Source organism: Candidatus Tisiphia endosymbiont of Ptychoptera albimana (assembly GCF_964026605.1).
Lineage (GTDB): Bacteria > Pseudomonadota > Alphaproteobacteria > Rickettsiales > Rickettsiaceae > Tisiphia.
Genome location: NZ_OZ032164.1, coordinates 883,170 through 903,631, shown reverse-complemented (window position 1 = coordinate 903,631; position 20,462 = coordinate 883,170). Strand labels below are relative to the sequence as shown.

The window sequence follows — 20,462 nt, the reverse complement described above, 5'->3', positions numbered from 1 at the left end:
ATTTTAAAAAATTAGTTTCTTTAATTTATAAACCAACTCTAAAGCTTGTCTAGGAGAGAGTTGATCGGGATCGATTTTATTAATTTCTTCTTCTAACTTATTAAATTTTATTTCTTTTTTACTCTCTACTGGTAAGTCAAATAAACTTAAATTGTTTGATTCAGTGTTTAATATATTTTTGCTTTTGTACGTTGCGGTTTTTTCTAATTTTGTTAAAATGTCATTCGCCCTAATTATAACAGATTTTGGTAGACCCGCTAAGTAGGCTACGTGAATTCCATAAGATTTATCAGCCATCCCTGCTATAATATTATGCAAAAATAATATTTCTTTCCCTAATTCCTCAATAGCAACTGTATAATTTTGTAAGGCTGGCAGAAAATTACTCATGCTGGTTAATTCATGATAATGCGTGGCAAATAAACATCGACATTTGAGATTATCATGAATATATTCAAGCACTGACCAAGCAATTGATACACCATCATATGTTGAAGTTCCTCGCCCGACCTCATCTAATATGACTAAAGAATTTTTAGTAGATTGTGCTAAAATAGCTGATGTTTCAAGCATTTCTACCATAAAAGTTGATTGACCTGCTTGTAAATCATCCCCTGCACCTATCCTACTAAATATCTTGTCTACAATACCTATTTTGGCACTTTTAGCCGGCACAAAACTACCAATTTGAGCTAATATGGCTATTAGGGCATTTTGCCGTAAAAAAGTACTTTTACCTGACATATTAGGTCCAGTAATTAACCAAATTCTATTAGCTTCCGATAAAGTACAGTTATTGTGAATAAAGCTTTTTTTATCATTTGATAAACTTTGCTCAACGACTGGATGCCGCCCTTCAATAATCTCAAAACTCAAATCATTGCTTAATTTAGGCTTGACATAATTATATTCATCAGCAATATAAGCAAAATTACAAAATACATCAAGCTGACTCAAGGAACAGCTAAGTAATCGTAAAAATATAGCTTTATCAATAACTTGCTGGCATATTTTATTATATAATTCTAGTTCAAGACTAACCGCTAAACTCCTAGCGTTGACCATATCGCTTTCTAACTTTTGTAATTCAATAGTAGTATAGCGACTAGCATTAGAAGTTGTTTGTCGGTGAATAAATTTTGATGCGTACATTTTATCACTATGTCTTAGGGTAACTTCAATAAATAACCCAAGTACATTATTATGAGATATTTTTAGGGTGTCGATGCCAGTATCAAGGCGATATACATTTTTTAATTTTTCTACATGGGCTTTGCCATTGTTAATTAAGTCATATAATTCTTGTATTTTAGGATGATAATGATGATTTATTATCCCACCTTCATTGATAGTATTAGGTGCATCCTCTCTAATTGCTTGATCTATTAATGAATATAACTGTTCATCTCCAGATAGAGGTTTAATTAACTTCTCTATATAATCTAGCAAATTTAGCCCATAATGGGAAATAAACTCTCCTTTTATTTCCAGTGCAGCATTTAACGTATATTTAATATTTAGCAGATCCCGCCCGCAGCCACGATTCATGGTAATTCTAGCCAAGCAACGTTCTAAATCCCCAGTTTTCTTGAGTAACTTTTTAATATTCCCTACTAGTTCAATATTTGAATAAAAAAATTCTGTGATATTTTGTCGATAATTTATTTCATCAATATCTATTAGTGGTGTAGATAAAAAGTGATATAGTAAACGACTACCAGCCTTAGTAACTGTATGATCAATAGTGGCCAGTAAACTACCCTTGGTTTTTCCTAATAAATTATTAGTAATTTCCAAATTCCGCCGAGTCGCCGAATCAATAATCATAAAATTATGGTAATTGACCAACCGAGGCAAAGGTAGCGAAGGTATATTTTGCTTTTGCGTTAGTGATAAATATTCTAAGATACTACCAATACTACTTGTTTGACATTCAGATATTTCCCCTATGGCTTTTAGATCATTGATTTTGTAAAAATCTAAAATGATTTTATGGCATTTTTTAGGAGCAAAAAAACTATCAACTTGATACGAGACACGAAAATGTAATTGCTGCTGAATACTATTAGCTAATTGTCCTCCTTGCAAATTTTCGCTAAGTAAAATCTCTTTAGGCTTAAGACGTGATAGTTCGTTGATAATCTCATTCTGCGGAATCTCTATAACTGAAATTTCTGAAGTAGAGATGTCAACGTAACAAATTGATGCTCCGTTTTTTAGTAAAACTAAACTTGCCAAATAATTAGGTTCACAAACATCAATTAAAGATTCCTCAGTAACAGTACCTGGAGTGATGATACGCGTTACATCCCTATTTACTACAGCTTTATAGCCACCGCGTTTCTTTGCCTCTTCCGGTGTTTCTAGTTGATCACAAATAGCAACTTTGTAATTTTCTTCAATTAATTTATTTAAATATGTCTCAAGAGCATGATGGGGTACTCCGCACATAGCAATCTCAGAGTCTCCATTAGACCCTCTTTTGGTAAGAGCAATACCTAAAACTTGGCTGGCAAGAACTGCATCATCAAAAAACATTTCATAAAAATCACCCATTCTAAACAATAGAAGACAATCAAGATTGGCAAATTTGATGTCTAAATATTGTTGCATCATCTTGGTTGATTGATCATAATTATATTTATGGCGAAATTCTTCTAAAGACATGGATAAAGTCATGGATATATTTTAGTTGTTTGAATTAGATTTGAGTATATACTCAGGTATACCCGATGAATTTCAAGAGTTGGCTAGGCGTAGTCAAACCGTTGTTCCTACGCGAAGTCCCATCGTACCACAACGCCAACACTTGAAAGGCGAAGGGTATAGAACTTCAAGAATTAAGGTCATCGTACCCTAAATATCACAACGCACAGCTAGCTCTTCTTGAAATTATTATCGTCTACCCACTCTTGAAATTATATACTCTTCTGCTTTGAAGAATTGTTTTTTGAAAATATCATGGATTCGCATGCGTAATTATACTATATGTACACCTAGCATGCTCACTATTCATTTTCAAATCCAATTCTTCAAATCATTTGAGTATAGCAGTATATGTTTAGATTCAAAAGAGCTTTTGATTTTAATTGATTAGGTTTTTTTCTCACTATTTCAAATAAGTTATGCATAATATTTATCTACAAAAATTAAAATTACTAAATTATCGTAATTTTCAGAATTTAGATATTAGTGCTGGTAATAATCCTGTTATACTAATAGGGGGGAATGGTAGTGGAAAAACTAACATTTTAGAATCAATATCACTATTTTCACCTGGTAAAGGTTTGAGATCAGCTAAATTAGATGATATTTGTCAAAGGGGAGCAGATCATTGTTTAGCTTATGCATTATTACACAGTAAACTTGGCTTAGTTGAAATTTCAACGAATTTAAAGCGTGAATCTAATAGACGTTTTACGGAATTTAACGGTGTTAAAATACAAAATAATGAACTAAGTAAGTTCTCTGCTATGATTTGGCTTACACCCCAAATGGAAGGTATTTTTTCTTCCAGTATTAGCGATAGGCGTAAATTCTTTGACAGGATTGTTTATAACTTTAATCCATCGCATGCAGGAATAGTTAGTAAATACGAATATTATATGTATGAACGTAGCAAAATACTAGCACAAGACCAAGTGGATACAAATTGGCTAAGAGTGCTTGAAGAAAAAATGGCGGAATTATCAATTGAGATCGCTATTAATAGGCTAAAAATTTTAGAATATATGCAAAAAGCTATCTCAGATTTGGATAATGATTTTCCTAAAGCTATTTTATCAATTAATGGGGTTATAGAAGATATAATATTAAAAAATTCTGAAATAGATATTGATTTTATAAAAAATGAGTTAGTGGTGTCTCGTGTTCGTGATAAGATATCTAATAGAACTAATTTTGGAGTACATAAAAGTGATTTTGTAGTTATTCATAAAGAAAAAAATGCTTTAGTTAAACACTGTTCCACCGGTGAACAGAAGGCTATGCTCATTGCCATAATACTTGCCCAAGTTAATTATTCTATTAAAGAAAACATTGCTATGCCTATTTTACTGTTAGATGAGGTTTTTGTACATCTTGATAACAAAAGGAGACAATACTTAATTGATTTTTTCCTAGAATTAGGATTACAACTATGGGTGACTGCAACTGACTTAAATGGCATAGAATCTTTAACAAAAAAAGCAGAATTAATAAAATTATAGGATGAAATTTCTTTTATTTAATTTTAAGGCAATGCTTTAAAACTTGATCACGGCGTTCTAATATAGCATTAAGGTAAGAATTATTTAAAAAATCAGAACCTTTTGCTGCTATAAAAATCTTTCTAAGAAGAGGTAAGTCTAATTTTTTTATAGCTTTTATAGTGTCATCATAACATTGTGTTGGATAAGATATTATAAAACTGTTATCAAATGCATGATATTGACGCCATAGGCTATTTTGATAAATAACAAACCGCAAAGGTTGGTTATAAGACTGAAAATTTTTGTAAAAGGTAGTAGGTATTTGTTTTTTAAATCTTTGTTTTAGATTTTCTTCATTAGGGAGATCAATCACCTCTGCTTTGTCAAAAGGAAATGGTTTATCATAATCATTGGTATTTAATTTATCACTATACAGTACTCTAACAAAAGGAAGTTCACCAAATTTAACATGTTGGCGATTACGAATACCTGAATTATCTATTGCAATAAAATATGTTTTATTAATATCTTTAAATATTAATAAATTATGTGATCCAGAGTCCCACTGCCCAAAAATAAAGTAAAAAGTTTGTAGGTTCATTTGATCTTCTATGGAAACCTCTTGAAGAGCTTTTTCATACTCTTCAGGTACTAAAGGATCAATTTTAGTATCAATGTAGAGTTGCAATGATCCTGTCATTCCATTAATTTTACGCATTACTGTTGGAGGAATATGAGGGAAACCTAGAATTAGAGAAGCTTGATACGCTGCTACTTCAGCTTGTGCATCTCCTAAATCATCTGCAGGTAATTTTTTAAAGACAGCTTTTACCTGATCATCTAAAGTAACTAAAAAAACTTCTCCATTGAATTCCGCTTTTTTACCTTTCTCTGTGAGAAACTTTCTCATAGGTTCTATATGGTGTATTGTAGATGTTTTAAGTAATTTTGAGATATCAACTTTTTTCCATGTTTCTGGATGGTTAAATGGAGTGGCATATACAGAATGCATAGTTAATAAGGATGGTAGAATTATATAGAAGGAGACTAAGAATATTCTAAAAATTTGCATATAATTTTATTATTATTTGATATTTTTTAATTCAAACTTTTTCTGCTTTGTAGAGCTTCCTTGGCTATATCGAAATCACTAAATGGTAGTTTTTTATTACCGATTATTTGATAATCTTCGTGACCTTTGCCGGCAATCAGCAAAATATCATCTTCTTGTAGATTATTTATTGTTTCAATAATTGCAATTTTTCTATTATTTATTTCTATATATCTATTAGTGATAGATATAATACCTTGTATAATTTGCTGCCGTATGAATTTTGGGTCTTCATTCCTTGGATTATCGTCAGTGATAATAACCTCATTGGCAATTTGTGCAGCAACTTGCCCCATTAATGCTCTTTTACCACTATCTCTATTACCCCCACAGCCAAAAATTACTTTCAATAACCCCTTATTTGATTTTATTTTTTTTAGTTCTAGCAAGCTTTTTTCTAAGGCATCTGGAGTGTGAGCATAGTCAATAAAAATATTGCTATTAGCTACTCTCTCTAAACGTCCTTTAACTGCTTTAATTTGCGGTAATTTCGATATGACTTGTTCAAAAGGAAAGCCAGTCAAATGCACCATCATAACGGCAATCAGCAAGTTGGTTGCTTGAAAACTACCAACTATATCGGTAGTAAAATTATATTTCTGCCCGTTATAAGTACAAATTGTCCTGTCGATAATTTTTAGATCACCATTCATACCAATGGTTAAAAATTTTATATTACGTTCCTGTAAATAACTTTTGATATAATCTAACTGTTCTATTTCCGAGTTTAGTACAGCAACTCCTGTTTGCGATAAATTATCTGTAAATAATTTTAGCTTGGCTAAAAGATAATTATCCATATTCTTATGATAGTCAAGATGATCTTGACTAAAACTAGTAAAGCAGGCAGCATCTACTTTTATACCACATAATCTTTGTTGTTCTAGACCATGGCTAGAAGCCTCAAAAGCTAGATATTTTGTGCCGTTCTCAGCTAGCTTATGTAGAATATGCCTGAAAGTTACAGGATCAGTAGTAGTAAGAGTCGGGGATTTGTCTAAAATTTCTTGGATGCTTGTTAAATCCAAACCACCCGAACATTCTACGCCAATGGTCCCGATAGAACAGCTGGGTACTCCTAGTAATGTGTATAGTTGCCTACAATAGGATACTACCGAGGTTTTACCATTAGTACCAGTAGCAGCTACCATATATTGTGGTAATAAAGGGTAGAGAATATTAGCAGCTTGGCTTAGTGCCACCCGTGCATCACTCACAAGCGTTATATGTACACCATTAGCGATAATGTTAGGGTTTTTTAAACTTTCAGCATCATCGGTAACAATGAATTTTACTCCTTTGTTTATTACATCATCAATAAACTTATTACCATCCGAACTTACTCCTTTAATGGCGAAGAATAGACTAGTTGATTTAACTAATCTAGAGTCACAACATAAGATATTAGATTCCATCTGAGAGGTAATTTTTAAATAGTCAAATAATTTTTGCAATTTAAATATAGCCTAATTAGTTTTTATGTGTATGTTTACCACGTATATACTTAAATCATTTGAGTATACCAATTCTTGAAATCATAGCAGTATATAGTAGCCCATGTAAAGCTAGTAGATAATTTGTTAACAAGAAATTGAGGATTCCTCATGAAAAAGAAAGATTTATCAATTTTAATAGGTAATAGTCTAGATCATTTTGATACGGCTATTTATAGTTTTCTTGCTCCAATTTTATCAATAATCTTTTTCCCCAAAGACGATCCTATAGTTGCTTTGATCTTAACTTATAGCGTACTAGCAACTGCAATAATTACTAGACCAATTGGGGCAATAATTTTTAGTATAATTGTAAAAAAACGAGGAGCAGCTTTGGCTCTATCCTATTCATTAATAGGCGTTGCTGTTACTACTATGTTAATAGGAGTTATACCAACTTATCAAATGATTGGCTGGTTCTCACCATTGATGCTGCTCATTATTCGAATGATGTTAGCAATTTTTGGTGAAGGAGAACATTGTATTGCCAAATTGTATATTGTAGAAAATAAGACGCAAACTCAAGGAATGAAAGCATCCTATCTATACGAGTTATCAACAATGTTTGGACTTATTATTGCCTCTTTTGTTAGTACAATTCTGATTAGTTCTAATCATCATGAATATTGGCGTTTATGTTTCATATTAGGAGGGAGTACAGGGATTGTAGGGGTTTATCTTAGACGTTATTCCAATATATCTCAAAGAGCAATAGAACAAGAATCCTATATAGCTAACTTGACTAACATTATGTCAAATTCACAAACGTCATTGCAAGAAGCTACTTTAGTAGCAATGAAAAAATCCAGAGAAATGAGGAATGGATTGCTTCATGGGCTTACTATTGCTTGCAATGACTTTGTTAGCTATATATCAAATGTGATATTGAATAATAAGTGCAATATTCTGCGTGTGTCTATAGTTAGTGGCTTTTCCTATATGACATATGTGATACCTTTTGTCGTGATGAATAGTTTTATACCTCTTATTACCTCTATATCTTTGGAGAGGATGATGACGTTTAATACAATCTTATTAATTATGGATGCAGCAATGATTCCAATAATAGGGTCTTTGGTTAAGAAATATCGTCCTGCAAATGTAATGATCATCAGTACTAACATTTTATTTGTTAGCATAGTACCATTGTGGTTATATATGTCTGACGCTTCCTTATGGTATATTAATTTTGTTCGTTTATGGATTATTACGTTAGGGGTAACTTTCTTATGCCCACTAAATTATTGGCTTAATAGTCTATTCCATGGTTCAGATAAATATATGCTGGTTAGTATTGGTGATGCTATAGGTACTTCAATATTTGGAAGATTTACTCCCTCAATATGTATAGCTCTCTGGCATTTTACTGGTTCTTCTATATCTATAGGAATTTACATTGCAATGATTACTTTAGCTACTATATGGGCAGTGAGGAGTATACCATGAAAAACATAATAGATATAGATGTATGACAAGACCGGCATTCCTAATTGCTTTTTTTACAACAATTGTTCGTTATTATGATTATGCTCTTTTTGGTTTATCAGCAACAGTTTTATCCAAGAACTTTTTGCCATTAGGCTCAAATGATAGGCAGATATTATTATTTTTTGCTATATTTAGTATAGCTGTAATAGCTCGCCCTATTGGTTCTATCATTTTTGGCTTTATTAGCGATAAATATGGTAGAATTGTATCAGTTAGAATCTCGGTATTTTTAGCTACTATCTCGACAATTCTTATAGGATTAACTCCTAATTTTGATAGAATTGGCATAGTGGCTACAATAATTTTAATATTTTGTCGTATGACATTTTTAATGAGCTTAGCAGGAGAAAGTGATGCTATAAAAATTTACGTTGTAGAAAAAGTAGGTAAGACTAGCAAGAATTGTGCTAGTGGTATCGTGTCATTTTGTAGTCAGGTTGGGGCATTGCTTGCTGCAGCAATTTATCATTTTTCAACAAAGTTTGAACAAATATCTCATTTATGGCGGATAAATTTTATTATTGGTGGAATCTTTGGTTTATGTATCATAAGTCTAAGGCACTATTTTCGTGAAAGTGAGGAGTTTCTAAAGTCTAAAAAGGATCATAAATCTATAGATTATAACTTTTTTGATTTAGGAAAGATTATAAAAAATTCATTTGGCAGATTTTTCATAGCAATATTAATAAGTGGTTGCATAGGAGGTATTTACCATTTTTTAATTATTTTTTGGGGAGTCTTCGCAGCAAAAAGTGCATTGCTTATAAATAGCAATCAAGCTCAAATTATCAATATAGTCTTAATAACCATTTATGCTATTATGTCAGTGTTCTCTGGTTTTTTAGCCGATAAGATTTATCCTAAGAAACAAATTATTACATCGTTATCATTAAGTTTATTAGTTATAATTATTGTACAATTTCTATTATATAAAGAAATCTCGGTAATTTACTTCCCGGTAATTCTTATCGGACTTGCTCCATTTTACGTAGTGCCATTACAAATTATTGTCCAATCTATGTTTATAACTAACATTAGGGCTAGAATGTGTAGCCTATCGCATTCACTTGGTGGCATGATGCTTTCATCAACAACACCATTTTTTTGTATGTTATTGTGGCAATATTTTAATGCAATATACTTAGTGCTAGGATTTTTTATGCTATTATTACTAATATTGTTCAGTACAGTAATTTTTCTGTATAGTACAAACGTTATAACAAACCACTAGATATAAGGAGAGAATTTTGCAAAAAAAACATAACCTAATAAATTATGACTATAGTGCCTATAATACTTTAAGAAGGTTAATAGCTGATCATGTAAGACCTTATCTAAAACAGATCGGCATGGCAGTATTTTGTATGGTAATTACGGCTGTGTGTACCGCTTGTATCGTTGATTTAGTGCGACCAACTGTTGATCAAATATTTTTAACAGGCAATCGTCAAATGTTATTATTTTTGCCGTTAATGATAGTAATAACATATACTATTAAAGGGATAGCTGAATATTATTCAAGTTATTTAGTTAAATTTATCGGTCAGAGAATTCTAACTGATTTACAAATTAAAATGTATGAACATCTATTATTTGCCGATACTCTCTTTATTCAATCTCAATCATCAGGGCGTTTAATATCACGCTTTACTAACGATATTGCCATGATGCGTGGTGCTGTGTCAAATTTACTAGTAGGATGTGCGAAATATTTTTTGACAGTAGTAGGCCTTATTATAGTGATGTTTAAGTTAGAACCTAGGTTATCCTGTATAGTATTTCTAGCATTTCCAGCAGCAATTTATCCAATACAGAAATTAGGGAGAAAAATTCGTAAAATATCAGGACAAGCGCAAGAGGAATTAGCTAATTATACTTCTAGGTTAGATGAAACTTTTCAGTCAATTAAAATTGTTAAGTCTTTCTTAGGAGAGAAAATTGAAAGCAATCGAGCTTCATTGCTCTCTAGTAATATTTTACGTTTTCTAAAGAAAACTGCAAAATTGGATGCATTAGTCTCACCAATTATGGAAATATTAAGTGGTATTACAGTTGGAGGGCTTATTTGGTATGGTGGATTATTAATCATAGAAGGAAAAACTACTCCAGGAGCATTTTTTGCTTTTATCGCAGCTTTTGTTACAGCTTATAGACCTTTTAAAAGCTTGGTTTCTTTAAATGTAAATTTACAAGAGGGTATTGCTGCAACAAAAAGAGTTTTTAATGTTCTAGATACTGAGCCTATTATTAAAGATAGTGTAAATGCTCAAAATGTTCAATTAGTTAATCCGCAAATAATTTTTCACAATGTCGAGCTAAAATTTAATGATAAAGTAGCTTTAAAGAAAATTAATTTAAAATTAATGCAAGGAAAAACTACAGCTATTGTAGGACGTTCTGGTAGCGGCAAAACTTCATTATCTAATTTATTAGTAAGATTTTATAACCCAACTAGTGGGCAAATTTTAATTGATGATTACGATATTAAAGACATAAAAATTGACTCTTTAAGACGGCAAATCTCTTTAGTAACGCAAGATACTACATTATTTGACACTAGCGTTGCAGAAAATATTGCTTATGGTAATCCAAATGCTACTCACAGTGAAATTATTACCGCGGCAAAATATGCTGATGCTGATGAATTTATTTCGCACCTTCCATTTGGCTATGATACGATGATTGGCAATCAAGGTACAACACTTTCAGGTGGCCAGCGTCAACGTTTAGCGATAGCTAGAGCATTTTTGAAGCCGGCAGCAATTTTAGTTTGGGATGAGGCAACAAGTTCGTTAGATCAAAATTCTGAGCGATTAATTTTAAATTCTTTAGTAAATCTTCGCAAAGGTAAGACTACCTTAATTATAACCCATCGTTTATCGAGTATTAAGGACGTTGATCACATAGTTGTTATGAAATCTGGTATGATATTTGAACAAGGAACTCATTCGCAGCTTATAGACAATAAAGCCGAATATTATAAATTATATCATAAGGAATTAGAGGAGGGGGATAAGTGAACATAAAGGGAGTAATTGTCTATTTATACAACAACAAAATACAAAAACATTCATCTTTTTTAAAAATAGATAAAAAATCCTTGGTAATAATTTATATTTTAGTTTAATCTATACATTGAATATAAAAAATATTTATGGTTTTTATGGAAGAAGATATTAATTATTGGGACAACTCAAAGTATGCACCTTGTCAATATGCTACTAGGTTACTGGACAAATTACGTAAGATGAATGAGAAAATAAACAGGTCAATAGATATTGATGAGGTTAAAAAGGCTATTTATTACGCCAAGAAATATCATGGCAGCCAAATGAGGCAGTCAGGCGAGCCTTATTACTCTCATCCACTAGAGGTGGCGTATATGATCTCTGATTATCTTTACCGCACTGACATTCTTGTTACCAGCATATTGCATGACACCATTGAGGATACAAAACTTACCAAAAAGATGATTGCCTATATCTTTGGGGAGCAGGTTGCTAGTCAAGTAGAAGACTTAAGCAGGAACAAGTCTCACGGGAAGATTAGCTCGGCAGAAACATTAGATATATTACTCCAACAAGAAAAATATGATGTGGCATTGATTAAATTATTTGACCGAGTTCACAACTTACAAACTCTAGGAGTTAAATCACCTGAAAAAGCTAGGAAGATTATTGAAGAAACCGTAAAAAATTTTATAATCATTGCTATGCATTTAAAAATACCAACAATAACACAAGACTTAACTGCATTATGTTATAAAAATTTATCCATACAGCAGTTTGATCAACATAATCATCAAAATTCTATGGATAATTCGCCACTTTCTCCAACTTTTCAAAATGTAATAGCCCGTATGCGAACCCCACAATTGTAGGGATCATAATAACCCATAATCCCCAATAGCCAAAATGGTTAACAAGATAAGTGAAGCCAAAAGCAGTAATAACGGATACGAAAGCACGTGATATAGCGAATATAATGCTAGCACAGGTGAAACGTTTAAATACAGGAAAATGTTTATAAATAATTGGCATAGCAGGACCTAAACATTCGTTAAATAAAATGATAAAGAATTGAATTAAAAATAACTCAAACGGAGAATGAAGATTATTTAAAAAATATGGACAAAATATGATAAAAATAGAACATATTATGAGTATAATTTTCATGGTTAATAGTGGATATATTTTGTAACTTAAATAAGATAATATTGATACGACCAAGAGCTGTATTAGACATAGAATAAAATTATGATGAATAACCTCAGCAATTGTATAACCAAAGTTATTTTGTAAAATATTACTACAATATATATAAATAAAATCAAAACCTACAGGTAAAGCACATTGTAAGAAAAAAAGAGCTAATATTGTTTTTTTATTAACTTTTTCTGTCCAAATAGGATTGTTTACTAAAGTACTGGTATCTGTATTAGTTTGTGCAAAAACTTTTTTTAGTTGACGTTTGGCATCAGCAAATTCTGGTGTTTCTCGTAGCTTCGTTCTTGCAACAGAACCAATCAGTGCAATTACTGCACCTATCCAAAATGCTGCACGCCAGTTAAAATCATGAATAGTAACAAGTGAGGCAATCCCTAAAGCACCTAACGCTCCTAGGGAAGCAAAAACTCCTAATGATCCGACAATTGCATATTGGGCTGGTGGGTTAATCGTTTCCGTTATATAAAGTTCAGCACCTACTACTTCGCCCATAGAAGACATGCCTTGCATAACACGGCAGATAGTCACTACCCAAGCTGCTAGGTTTCCTATTTGAGCATAAGTAGGGAGATTAGCCATGATAAGACATGACATAGCCATCATGAAAGTTGTAATAATAATTGTTGACTTACGCCCTACATGATCACCTATCCAACCAAATATTAACGCACCAACCGGTCGAAAAACAAATGTAGAACAAAAGGCAAAAGCTATCACTAAAGAGCTAGAGTGAGGATCATTCGGCTCAAAAAACAACTCATTAAGAAACGCCGCCATATGTACATATAACATCAGATCAAAATACTCTAAGAACGTCCCAATTGAAAGTAATCCGACGGCTTCTTTTTGCTCTCTCGTTAGGCTGGTTTGGGGATAGATAACCCTGCCATCTGCTTGTACAAATTTACTCATATTAGTGTTTAAACCCTTAAGTTATATTGTTTAGAGTTGTATATAATTGTGTTAAAAAACCCCCTATACCAATTGGCGTAGGGGATGACGATTTATGGAATTGATACTACATAATTTCACAACACATATGGAATTTAACAGTTTCAGCTAGTGCTGTATCGTCTTCCGAGTCAGATGTACCAAGGCAAGTTTCGTACGAAGCATTATGCTGGGAAGAAGATGCTCCCTGATATGAGTGAAATTGTTGACAATGCTATTCTAATTGTCTATCAGCCCAACTTGAAGCAGACACAGAAATTTCTTCATCCTTGTTAGGATATTTTGTGGTGATTGCCTTAATAGCATTAACCCATTGCCCTACCTCTGAAGAAACATCAGTATAGACTCGTGTAGCATCCTTCTTAAATATTCCTAAACTGCACTCTTAAACAGATCGAGACTTACCTTGTCTTCTTCTTTCCCGTTACCTTTATCCCCATCATCAAAATCATCAACCATTTTATATTTTGCCATGCTATTAGGTTGATTTATGTTACCATATTTTAATTAGAATCAATTCTAAAATAATAGTCAAATTAATTTTTAGTAAAAAAATTAATTATTTCTTCATATATAAACAATATCCAATATTCTACTCGCATAACTATATTAATTCTGATATTTAACATCCTTTGATCTAAGCCTATATTTTTACCAAATATCTCTTTCCCCCCTTCTAATTTGTTTATAGAATTGTGATATTGTTACAACCAAGATTTATTATTTCAATTTTCGATATTATAATTTTCTTGCTATCGTTCAACCAAATCATCAATATCTATTAATATTAATAAATATATTAAGGTGAATAAATGATAGGATATCAGCAAGAACAAAGAAGCCTCACTAAAGAACAAAAAGAAGCAGTTGGATTACTTTCAATCGGTACATTTTTGGAGTATTTTGATCTGATGCTTTATGTGCATTTAGCCGTATTACTAAATGAGTTATTTTTTCCTAAATATGAAGCTTTTGCTGCATCTATACTGACAGCTTTTGCCTTTTGTTCTACTTTTATTCTCCGTCCAATTGGAGCATTAATTTTTGGTTATATCGGGGATAGAGTAGGACGTAAAGCAACAGTTATTATTACCACTATTATGATGGCAATTTCATGTGTAATAATGGCCAATGTTCCAACTTATGCCCAAATTGGCATTACCGCTTCTGTAATAATTACGGTTTGTCGTGTACTACAAGGTATGTCATCAGTAGGCGAAATAGTAGGAGCAGAACTTTATTTAACAGAAACTATAAAACCACCAATACAATATCCAGTAGTAGCCTTTATTGCCGTTGCTTCTGTTATAGGTACAGTAGCTGCTTTAGGTATTGCTTCGCTTGTTACATCTTACGGTTTTAATTGGCGTATTGCTTTTTGGATCGGAGCAGTAATTGCTTTGATTGGCGGTATTGCTAGAACAACTCTCAGAGAAACACCTGAGTTTGTCAATGCAAAACTTCGATTAAAAAAGAAATATGAGAAAGCTAATATTGATATAAAAGAATTAGACAATGACCCAATTGTTAACGAAAAAGTTAATAAACAATCAGTATTGTATTTGTTTATAATTAACTGTGCGTGTCCTGTATCTTTTTATTTTGCTTATATACATTGTGGCAATCTCCTAAAAAGTTCTTTTGGCTATAGTGCGGAACAAGTAATACACCAAAATTTTATTGTTTCAATGATACAGTTGGCTGGTATGTCATTTATAAGCTATTTAAGTTATAGGATATATCCACTGAAAATCCTAAAGGTAAAATTTGTAATATTCTCTATTTTTATTTTATGTTCTCCTTATATTTTGAACAATATAACCAATCCATTTTTTCTATTTTTACTTCAAGCTGTTCTTGTACTATTCGATTTTGGTCGTGTACCAGCTGTTTCGATATTTCTCAGACATTTTCCAGTGTTTAAGCGTTATACTTACAATAGTATGATATATGCTGTAGCACGTGCTTTTATGTATGTTATTACCTCTTTTGGTATTATTTTTTTAACAAAATATTTTGGTCATTGGGGATTATTAATTATTATGATTCCAATAGGTCTAGGATTTGCTTTTGCTTTGTGTCATTTTCAAAAGTTAGAGCAGGAAGCCGGTATTTATGTCGGCTAATTGTTGTAGAATCTAAGGGGCATGCAGTAATTGATAAATGTTTGTAACATAAAGCAGTTAGTATATTTTCTAGTTGTGTTGTTTTATAATACATGCTGACAGTTATAAAACTTTTAAAAGTTTCCTCTATAATCTTCTTAATCTTTTCTGGAGATTTTACACCAACAGTTTCTAAATTATGAATCCGATCAAAAAGTTTAATCAATGCTACATCATGTTTTTTTTGCTGAATTAATAAATCTAGTGTTTCCGCTGAGCTAATCTTGCCATGAGGCTTGACCCTAGTCAGGTCTTCTACTTGACTAGCCACTTGACTGCCAAAGATGTAAGCAATCATGGGTTCAGTCAGTTTTGTATCTTCAATGGTATCGTGCAGTAATGCGGTAACAATCATGTCTGTTCTAAACAATCGTGGAATTTCTAAGGCTGTGTACTGGGCAAGCATATAAGCCACTTCAATCGGATGCGAGTAATAAGGTTCACCAGACTGCCTCATTTGACTACCATGATATTTTTTAGCATAGTAGATGCCTTTTTTGACTTCATACATGTTTATTGGTTGCTTTACTTTTTCATTTAGCAAAATTAACTCCTTAAGCAACCTCTCAGCATATGCACAATACTGGTATTTTGAATTATCCCAATAGTTATTAACATCTTCCATAATAAACCATGATATTTTAATTATAAAGTTATTGTAAACTAAAATTCTGACTATTTAAAGCATTTATTGCTTTTTATTTTTAAAAAGATGCATATTTTCTAACCTATGTTGTATAAATTTTTTTATAAATATGCTTAGTGGGTAGGAAAAATATGATATAATTCAACTATAATGATTATATAAAAGAGGATAAGATGAGTAAAGATACTTCAGAGAGTAATAACTGTAGTGTTCTAACAGTAACTAGCACTGCACCACAACATGATATAGTTAAGATGGGAAATATTGAGTTAGTACGCAGAATGTTAAAGTCGCCTAACTTTAATATTAATGCCAAAGATATAAATGGCAGAACTCCATTAGACCTCCTTCGAAACTCTACTTCTGCTGGTGATTTGTACATCGATGCGGTACTCGAATCCGTAACGGAATTAGAGTACGCTGCGGTTCGAGGTGAAGCGTCTCCTTCAAATCTCTCAGCACAAGCGAGTTTCGAAAGAGGTCTATTATATAGCTAACTTGGAAATATTTTTAACCATAGCTATTTCGTTACTGCTAGGAGGCGTGGTAAGCACGACTTTAAAAGTTAAAAAATGGGACAATCATTATCCCCAAAGAGGATTAAACTATAAATTGCTATTTTAGAAAATGCTCATTCACCCCTTGTTTTACGCTCTAATTCTTTACATCATTTGAGTGTAGATAATTTAAGCGGATGATGATCTAAAGCCTGTTTTAGATGCTTTGTTTGTATATGTGTGTAAATTTGGGTAGTACTAATATCAGCATGTCCAAGTAGTTCTTGAATTACCCTAAGATCTGCACCGCCTTCTAACAAATGGCTTGCAAAACTGTGACGTAAAGTATGTGGGGAGATATTACTTGGGTCTAGCCCAGCCTTAATAGATGCTTGTTTTAACAGAATTGCGAAATTCTGCCTAGTCATATGACCATTAGTTGAAGAAGAGCAAAATAAATAAATTTGACTTTTAGGGTGTTTTTTGCTTATAAATTTACTACGAATAGTTAAATAATCAGACAAACTTATGGTAGCCTGTTCATTGATTATCACCATTCTTTCTTTATTACCTTTACCGATTATTGAAAATATTTTTCTAATATTTTGGGACATTTGATTTACTAAAATATCAGTTAACCTTATACTGACAAGCTCAGAAACACGTAACCCACTTGCATATAATAAATGAATCATTGCTTTTAGGCGTATGGAATCAGGATTTTTGTCTTGATTGCAATAGAAAAGTAAATCTTTGATTTTATCAATTGATAATGTAGAAGGAAGTTTAGCTTGATATCTTGGTAAATCTACCATCAAAACAGGATTATAATTGGTATGCTTTTCGCTAATTAAAAATTCATAATAGTTTTTTATAGTGGATATCTTCCGGTTGATTGATCTTGCCTGCAAGCCATTTCCCGCCAAATATTCTATCCAGTCTCTAATATTTTCAGCTTTAATATTCAGCTCTAACAATTTATTCTGTGATAAAAATTTCTGGAAATCTAACAGATCACCTTTGTAGCCAAGTACGGAATTATTAGCTACACCACGCTCCGCTATCATCATTTCTAGGAATTGTTCGATAAACTCTACCATATTACGTACAGTTTGTTTTAATGGAGGCCAGGGCCGGAATCGAACCGGCGCATTGAGGATTTGCAGTCCACGGCATTACCACTTTGCTACCTAGCCTAAAGAGCTGAGATACTAACCAATATTAGAGCAAAAGGCAACTTATTTTTCTTTTGTTTTAGGTAGGGTAATATTTTTTTATAACTTATACTTTGTTATCCTTCTAAAATATGCTATACTACCACAGAGTAAAATTAGTCTGTATTGTATACTAATTCTGTTTCGAAGAATTGTTATTTGAAAATATCAAGGACTCCCGTACCGTATGTACGTCTAGTGTGTTCTCTCCTCATTTTCAAATCTAATTTGGAGTCACATTCAAGTATATTTAGGGAGTGTTATCTTTAGTATTGTGATTTGCAAAATATCTATAGTTATGATTTAATTATTTGCAACTCACTGACACAAATTCAAATCAATTGACCATGGTCTAAGTTTTTATAATGGAAAGGAGTAAGCATGTCAACATCGTCTGAATTTAAAGTAGGAGAAAGAATTGTATATCCATCTCATGGAGTTGGAGAGATAGTAAATGTAGAACACCAAATCATAGCTGGTACTGATATTAAGGTTTATGTAATATCATTCCCTCAAGACAAAATGACTTTGAAAGTACCGGTAAACAGAGCTGCTATTTCGGGTCTTAGAAAACTTGTTAGTAAAACTGATTTAGCTGTAATATATTCAACGCTTCAGGGTAAAGCTAAGCAAGGTAATAGGATGTGGAGTAGAAGAGCACAAGAATATGAGGGTAAAATAAATTCTGGTAATGTAGTATCTGTAGCAGAAGTGGTACGAGATCTCTATAAAAATGTTGATAGTGACCGATCTTATAGTGAAAGGACTATTTATGAATCAGCCTTAAATAGGCTAGCTGGGGAGCTTGCAATTCTTGAGAATATAAATCCTGACGAAGCAATTAATAAATTAATTGAAGTATTGAGAGATAAGCTCGCTGCGTAAATTGAAAATTCATTTTCCCGAGGTGATATACTGCTATGATTTCAAGGAGTTGATAGACGATAGTATACTCAAATGATTTGAAGAATTGGATTTGAAAATGAATGGTGAGCAAGCGGAACGTGCATATAGTATAGTCACGCATGCGAATCCATGATATTTTCAAAAAACAATTCTTCAAAGCAGAAGAGTATATAACTTCAGGAAGAGCTAGGCAGTAGCAAAGTCGAGCAGTGTAACGTACATGAGTAATGGGGCAGCTTCAATCTTTAGGTCACGGGAATCTTAATTCTTGAAGTTCTACCTAAGTAGAATAAATTTATTTAAACATTACCTCCAGTAATGCGTACTATATTTGCCCCGCAACTGGTTAGTTTTTTCTCCAATGTTTGGTATCCACGATCTAAGTGGTAGATTCGGTGTATTCTTGTTGTATCGTTGGCGGCAAGTCCAGCTAATACTAGGGATACTGATGCTCTGAGGTCGCTTGCCATTACTTCTGCTCCTGTCAAAAAAGGTATACCCCGTATTATAGCACTCTTTCCGTTAACTGTTATATTTGCACCCATTCTGCATAATTCAGGAACATGCATAAAGCGATTCTCAAAAATATTTTCTGTAATTATAGAAGAACCTTTGCAAAGAGTCATAAGGCTCATAAACTGAGCTTGTAAGTCTGTTGCAAAACCTGGATATGGGTTTGTATGGATGTCCACAGGATTTAATTTACCTACATAAGAGACTCTTAAACCATTATCAATAGGTAAAATTTCTATACCAGCTTCAATAAGCTTTAATACTATATTTTCAACGATATTATTGCTGATTCCATAAATGTTTAAATTGCCTTTAGTAATAGCAGCAGCAATCATGTAAGTACCGGCTTCAATACGATCCGGCATAATTGAATAATTGACATTTTTTAAATGAGATCTACCAATTATTCTTATTTCGTTTGTAGCAATTCCATCTATTTCTGCACCCATTTTGCTAAGACAATGGCACAGATCAATGATTTCTGGTTCTCTAGCACAGTTAAATAATATTGTTTCTCCTTCAGCCAAAGTAGCAGCCATTATGGCGTTAATTGTTGCTCCAACAGATATTTTATTAAAAACAAAATGTACAGCTTTTAATCTACCTTTAATTGTAGCATTAATATAACCATGATCGACGTCAATATTTGCCCCCATAGCTTGTAGAACTGCTACATGTAGATCCACTTGTCGAGCACCTATAGCACATCCTCCAGGTAAGGAAACCTTAGCTTTAGAAAATCTAGAGAGTAGAGGCCCTAGAACCCAAATAGAAGCACGCATTTTACGTACTATATCATATGGTGCAGTAAAATTATTAATATTGCTGCTGTCGATATCCATGCTCAATTGATCTTGATGATCAGTTACAGTAACAACGCTACCTAAATTCTCAAGTAATTTTTTCATTGTGAGAATATCAGTAAGCTTTGGAACATTGTTAATACTAAGCTTATCTGTAAGTAATGCTGCAGTCATAATTGGTAGGGCCGAATTTTTAGCACCACTAATGCTAATACTACCTTCAAGAGGGATACCGCCTTTAATTATCAAACTGTCCATG

At 32.5% G+C, this 20,462-nt stretch carries 15 protein-coding genes and 1 tRNA gene; 8 read left to right on the top strand and 8 right to left on the bottom strand.

Annotated features, from left to right (window positions below):
- Positions 1–3 precede the first annotated feature (3 nt).
- Positions 4–2,679 carry a DNA mismatch repair protein MutS gene (gene mutS, locus AAGD36_RS04240; RefSeq protein WP_341755068.1) on the bottom strand — a complete coding sequence of 892 codons (2,676 nt, stop codon included), beginning with the start codon at positions 2,677–2,679 and terminating at the stop codon, positions 4–6.
- 446 nt (positions 2,680–3,125) lie between these two features.
- Between mutS and recF the strand changes: the two genes are divergently transcribed.
- Positions 3,126–4,208 (top strand): DNA replication/repair protein RecF, encoded by a 1,083-nt coding sequence (gene recF / locus AAGD36_RS04235; protein ID WP_341755067.1) that lies wholly within the window; start codon positions 3,126–3,128, stop codon positions 4,206–4,208.
- Between the two features lie 13 nt (positions 4,209–4,221).
- On the opposite strand, the gene AAGD36_RS04230 is transcribed toward recF, so the two are convergent.
- Together AAGD36_RS04230 and AAGD36_RS04225 are read right to left on the bottom strand one after the other, a co-directional pair.
- The gene (locus AAGD36_RS04230) at positions 4,222–5,262 is read right to left on the bottom strand and encodes a hypothetical protein (RefSeq protein WP_341755066.1); all 1,041 of its coding nucleotides are present in this window, start codon (positions 5,260–5,262) and stop codon (positions 4,222–4,224) included.
- A 26-nt stretch (positions 5,263–5,288) separates the two neighbouring features.
- Positions 5,289–6,716, bottom strand: a complete 1,428-nt coding sequence (locus AAGD36_RS04225; RefSeq protein ID WP_341756001.1) for a UDP-N-acetylmuramoyl-L-alanyl-D-glutamate--2,6-diaminopimelate ligase — start codon at positions 6,714–6,716, stop codon at positions 5,289–5,291.
- Positions 6,717–6,905: 189 nt separating this feature from the next.
- Here AAGD36_RS04225 and AAGD36_RS04220 point away from each other — a divergent pair, with 189 nt between their 5' ends.
- The 4 genes from AAGD36_RS04220 (at position 6,906) to AAGD36_RS04205 (ending at position 12,162) form a co-directional block, all read left to right on the top strand.
- On the top strand, positions 6,906–8,240 hold the full coding sequence (locus tag AAGD36_RS04220) for an MFS transporter (RefSeq protein ID WP_341755065.1): 1,335 nt from the start codon (positions 6,906–6,908) through the stop codon (positions 8,238–8,240).
- A gap of 22 nt (positions 8,241–8,262) precedes the next feature.
- Positions 8,263–9,513, top strand: a complete 1,251-nt coding sequence (locus AAGD36_RS04215; protein ID WP_341755064.1) for an MFS transporter — start codon at positions 8,263–8,265, stop codon at positions 9,511–9,513.
- A gap of 16 nt (positions 9,514–9,529) precedes the next feature.
- Positions 9,530–11,302, top strand: coding sequence for an ABC transporter ATP-binding protein (locus AAGD36_RS04210; protein ID WP_341755063.1), 1,773 nt, complete (start codon positions 9,530–9,532; stop codon positions 11,300–11,302).
- Between the two features lie 134 nt (positions 11,303–11,436).
- Positions 11,437–12,162 carry an HD domain-containing protein gene (locus tag AAGD36_RS04205; protein WP_410521226.1) on the top strand — a complete coding sequence of 242 codons (726 nt, stop codon included), beginning with the start codon at positions 11,437–11,439 and terminating at the stop codon, positions 12,160–12,162.
- On the opposite strand, the gene AAGD36_RS04200 is transcribed toward AAGD36_RS04205, so the two are convergent.
- Positions 12,092–13,420 carry an MFS transporter gene (locus AAGD36_RS04200; protein WP_341755061.1) on the bottom strand — a complete coding sequence of 443 codons (1,329 nt, stop codon included), beginning with the start codon at positions 13,418–13,420 and terminating at the stop codon, positions 12,092–12,094. The genes AAGD36_RS04205 and AAGD36_RS04200 overlap by 71 nt on opposite strands.
- An 851-nt stretch (positions 13,421–14,271) precedes the next feature.
- On the opposite strand from AAGD36_RS04200, the gene AAGD36_RS04195 reads away from it, so the two are divergent.
- A complete protein-coding gene (locus AAGD36_RS04195; protein ID WP_341755060.1) occupies positions 14,272–15,585 on the top strand; it encodes an MFS transporter in 1,314 nt (437 codons plus the stop codon).
- On the opposite strand, the gene AAGD36_RS04190 is transcribed toward AAGD36_RS04195, so the two are convergent.
- On the bottom strand, positions 15,500–16,249 hold the full coding sequence (locus AAGD36_RS04190; protein ID WP_341755059.1) for an HD domain-containing protein: 750 nt from the start codon (positions 16,247–16,249) through the stop codon (positions 15,500–15,502). The genes AAGD36_RS04195 and AAGD36_RS04190 overlap by 86 nt on opposite strands.
- 194 nt (positions 16,250–16,443) lie before the next feature.
- On the opposite strand from AAGD36_RS04190, the gene AAGD36_RS06955 reads away from it, so the two are divergent.
- A complete protein-coding gene (locus tag AAGD36_RS06955; protein ID WP_410521225.1) occupies positions 16,444–16,767 on the top strand; it encodes an ankyrin repeat domain-containing protein in 324 nt (107 codons plus the stop codon).
- 170 nt (positions 16,768–16,937) lie between these two features.
- Here AAGD36_RS06955 and AAGD36_RS04180 read toward each other — a convergent pair whose 3' ends face one another.
- Both AAGD36_RS04180 and AAGD36_RS04175 read right to left on the bottom strand, forming a co-directional pair.
- On the bottom strand, positions 16,938–17,867 hold the full coding sequence (locus AAGD36_RS04180) for a site-specific tyrosine recombinase XerD (protein WP_341755058.1): 930 nt from the start codon (positions 17,865–17,867) through the stop codon (positions 16,938–16,940).
- A gap of 21 nt (positions 17,868–17,888) precedes the next feature.
- Positions 17,889–17,963, bottom strand: a tRNA-Cys gene (locus AAGD36_RS04175).
- 399 nt (positions 17,964–18,362) lie between these two features.
- Between AAGD36_RS04175 and AAGD36_RS04170 the strand changes: the two genes are divergently transcribed.
- A complete protein-coding gene (locus tag AAGD36_RS04170) occupies positions 18,363–18,866 on the top strand; it encodes a CarD family transcriptional regulator (protein WP_341747377.1) in 504 nt (167 codons plus the stop codon).
- Between the two features lie 320 nt (positions 18,867–19,186).
- On the opposite strand, the gene murA is transcribed toward AAGD36_RS04170, so the two are convergent.
- Positions 19,187–20,461: a UDP-N-acetylglucosamine 1-carboxyvinyltransferase gene (gene murA, locus AAGD36_RS04165; RefSeq protein ID WP_341752084.1), complete on the bottom strand. Its 1,275-nt coding sequence runs from the start codon at positions 20,459–20,461 to the stop codon at positions 19,187–19,189.
- Between the last annotated feature and the right edge of the window lies 1 nt (position 20,462).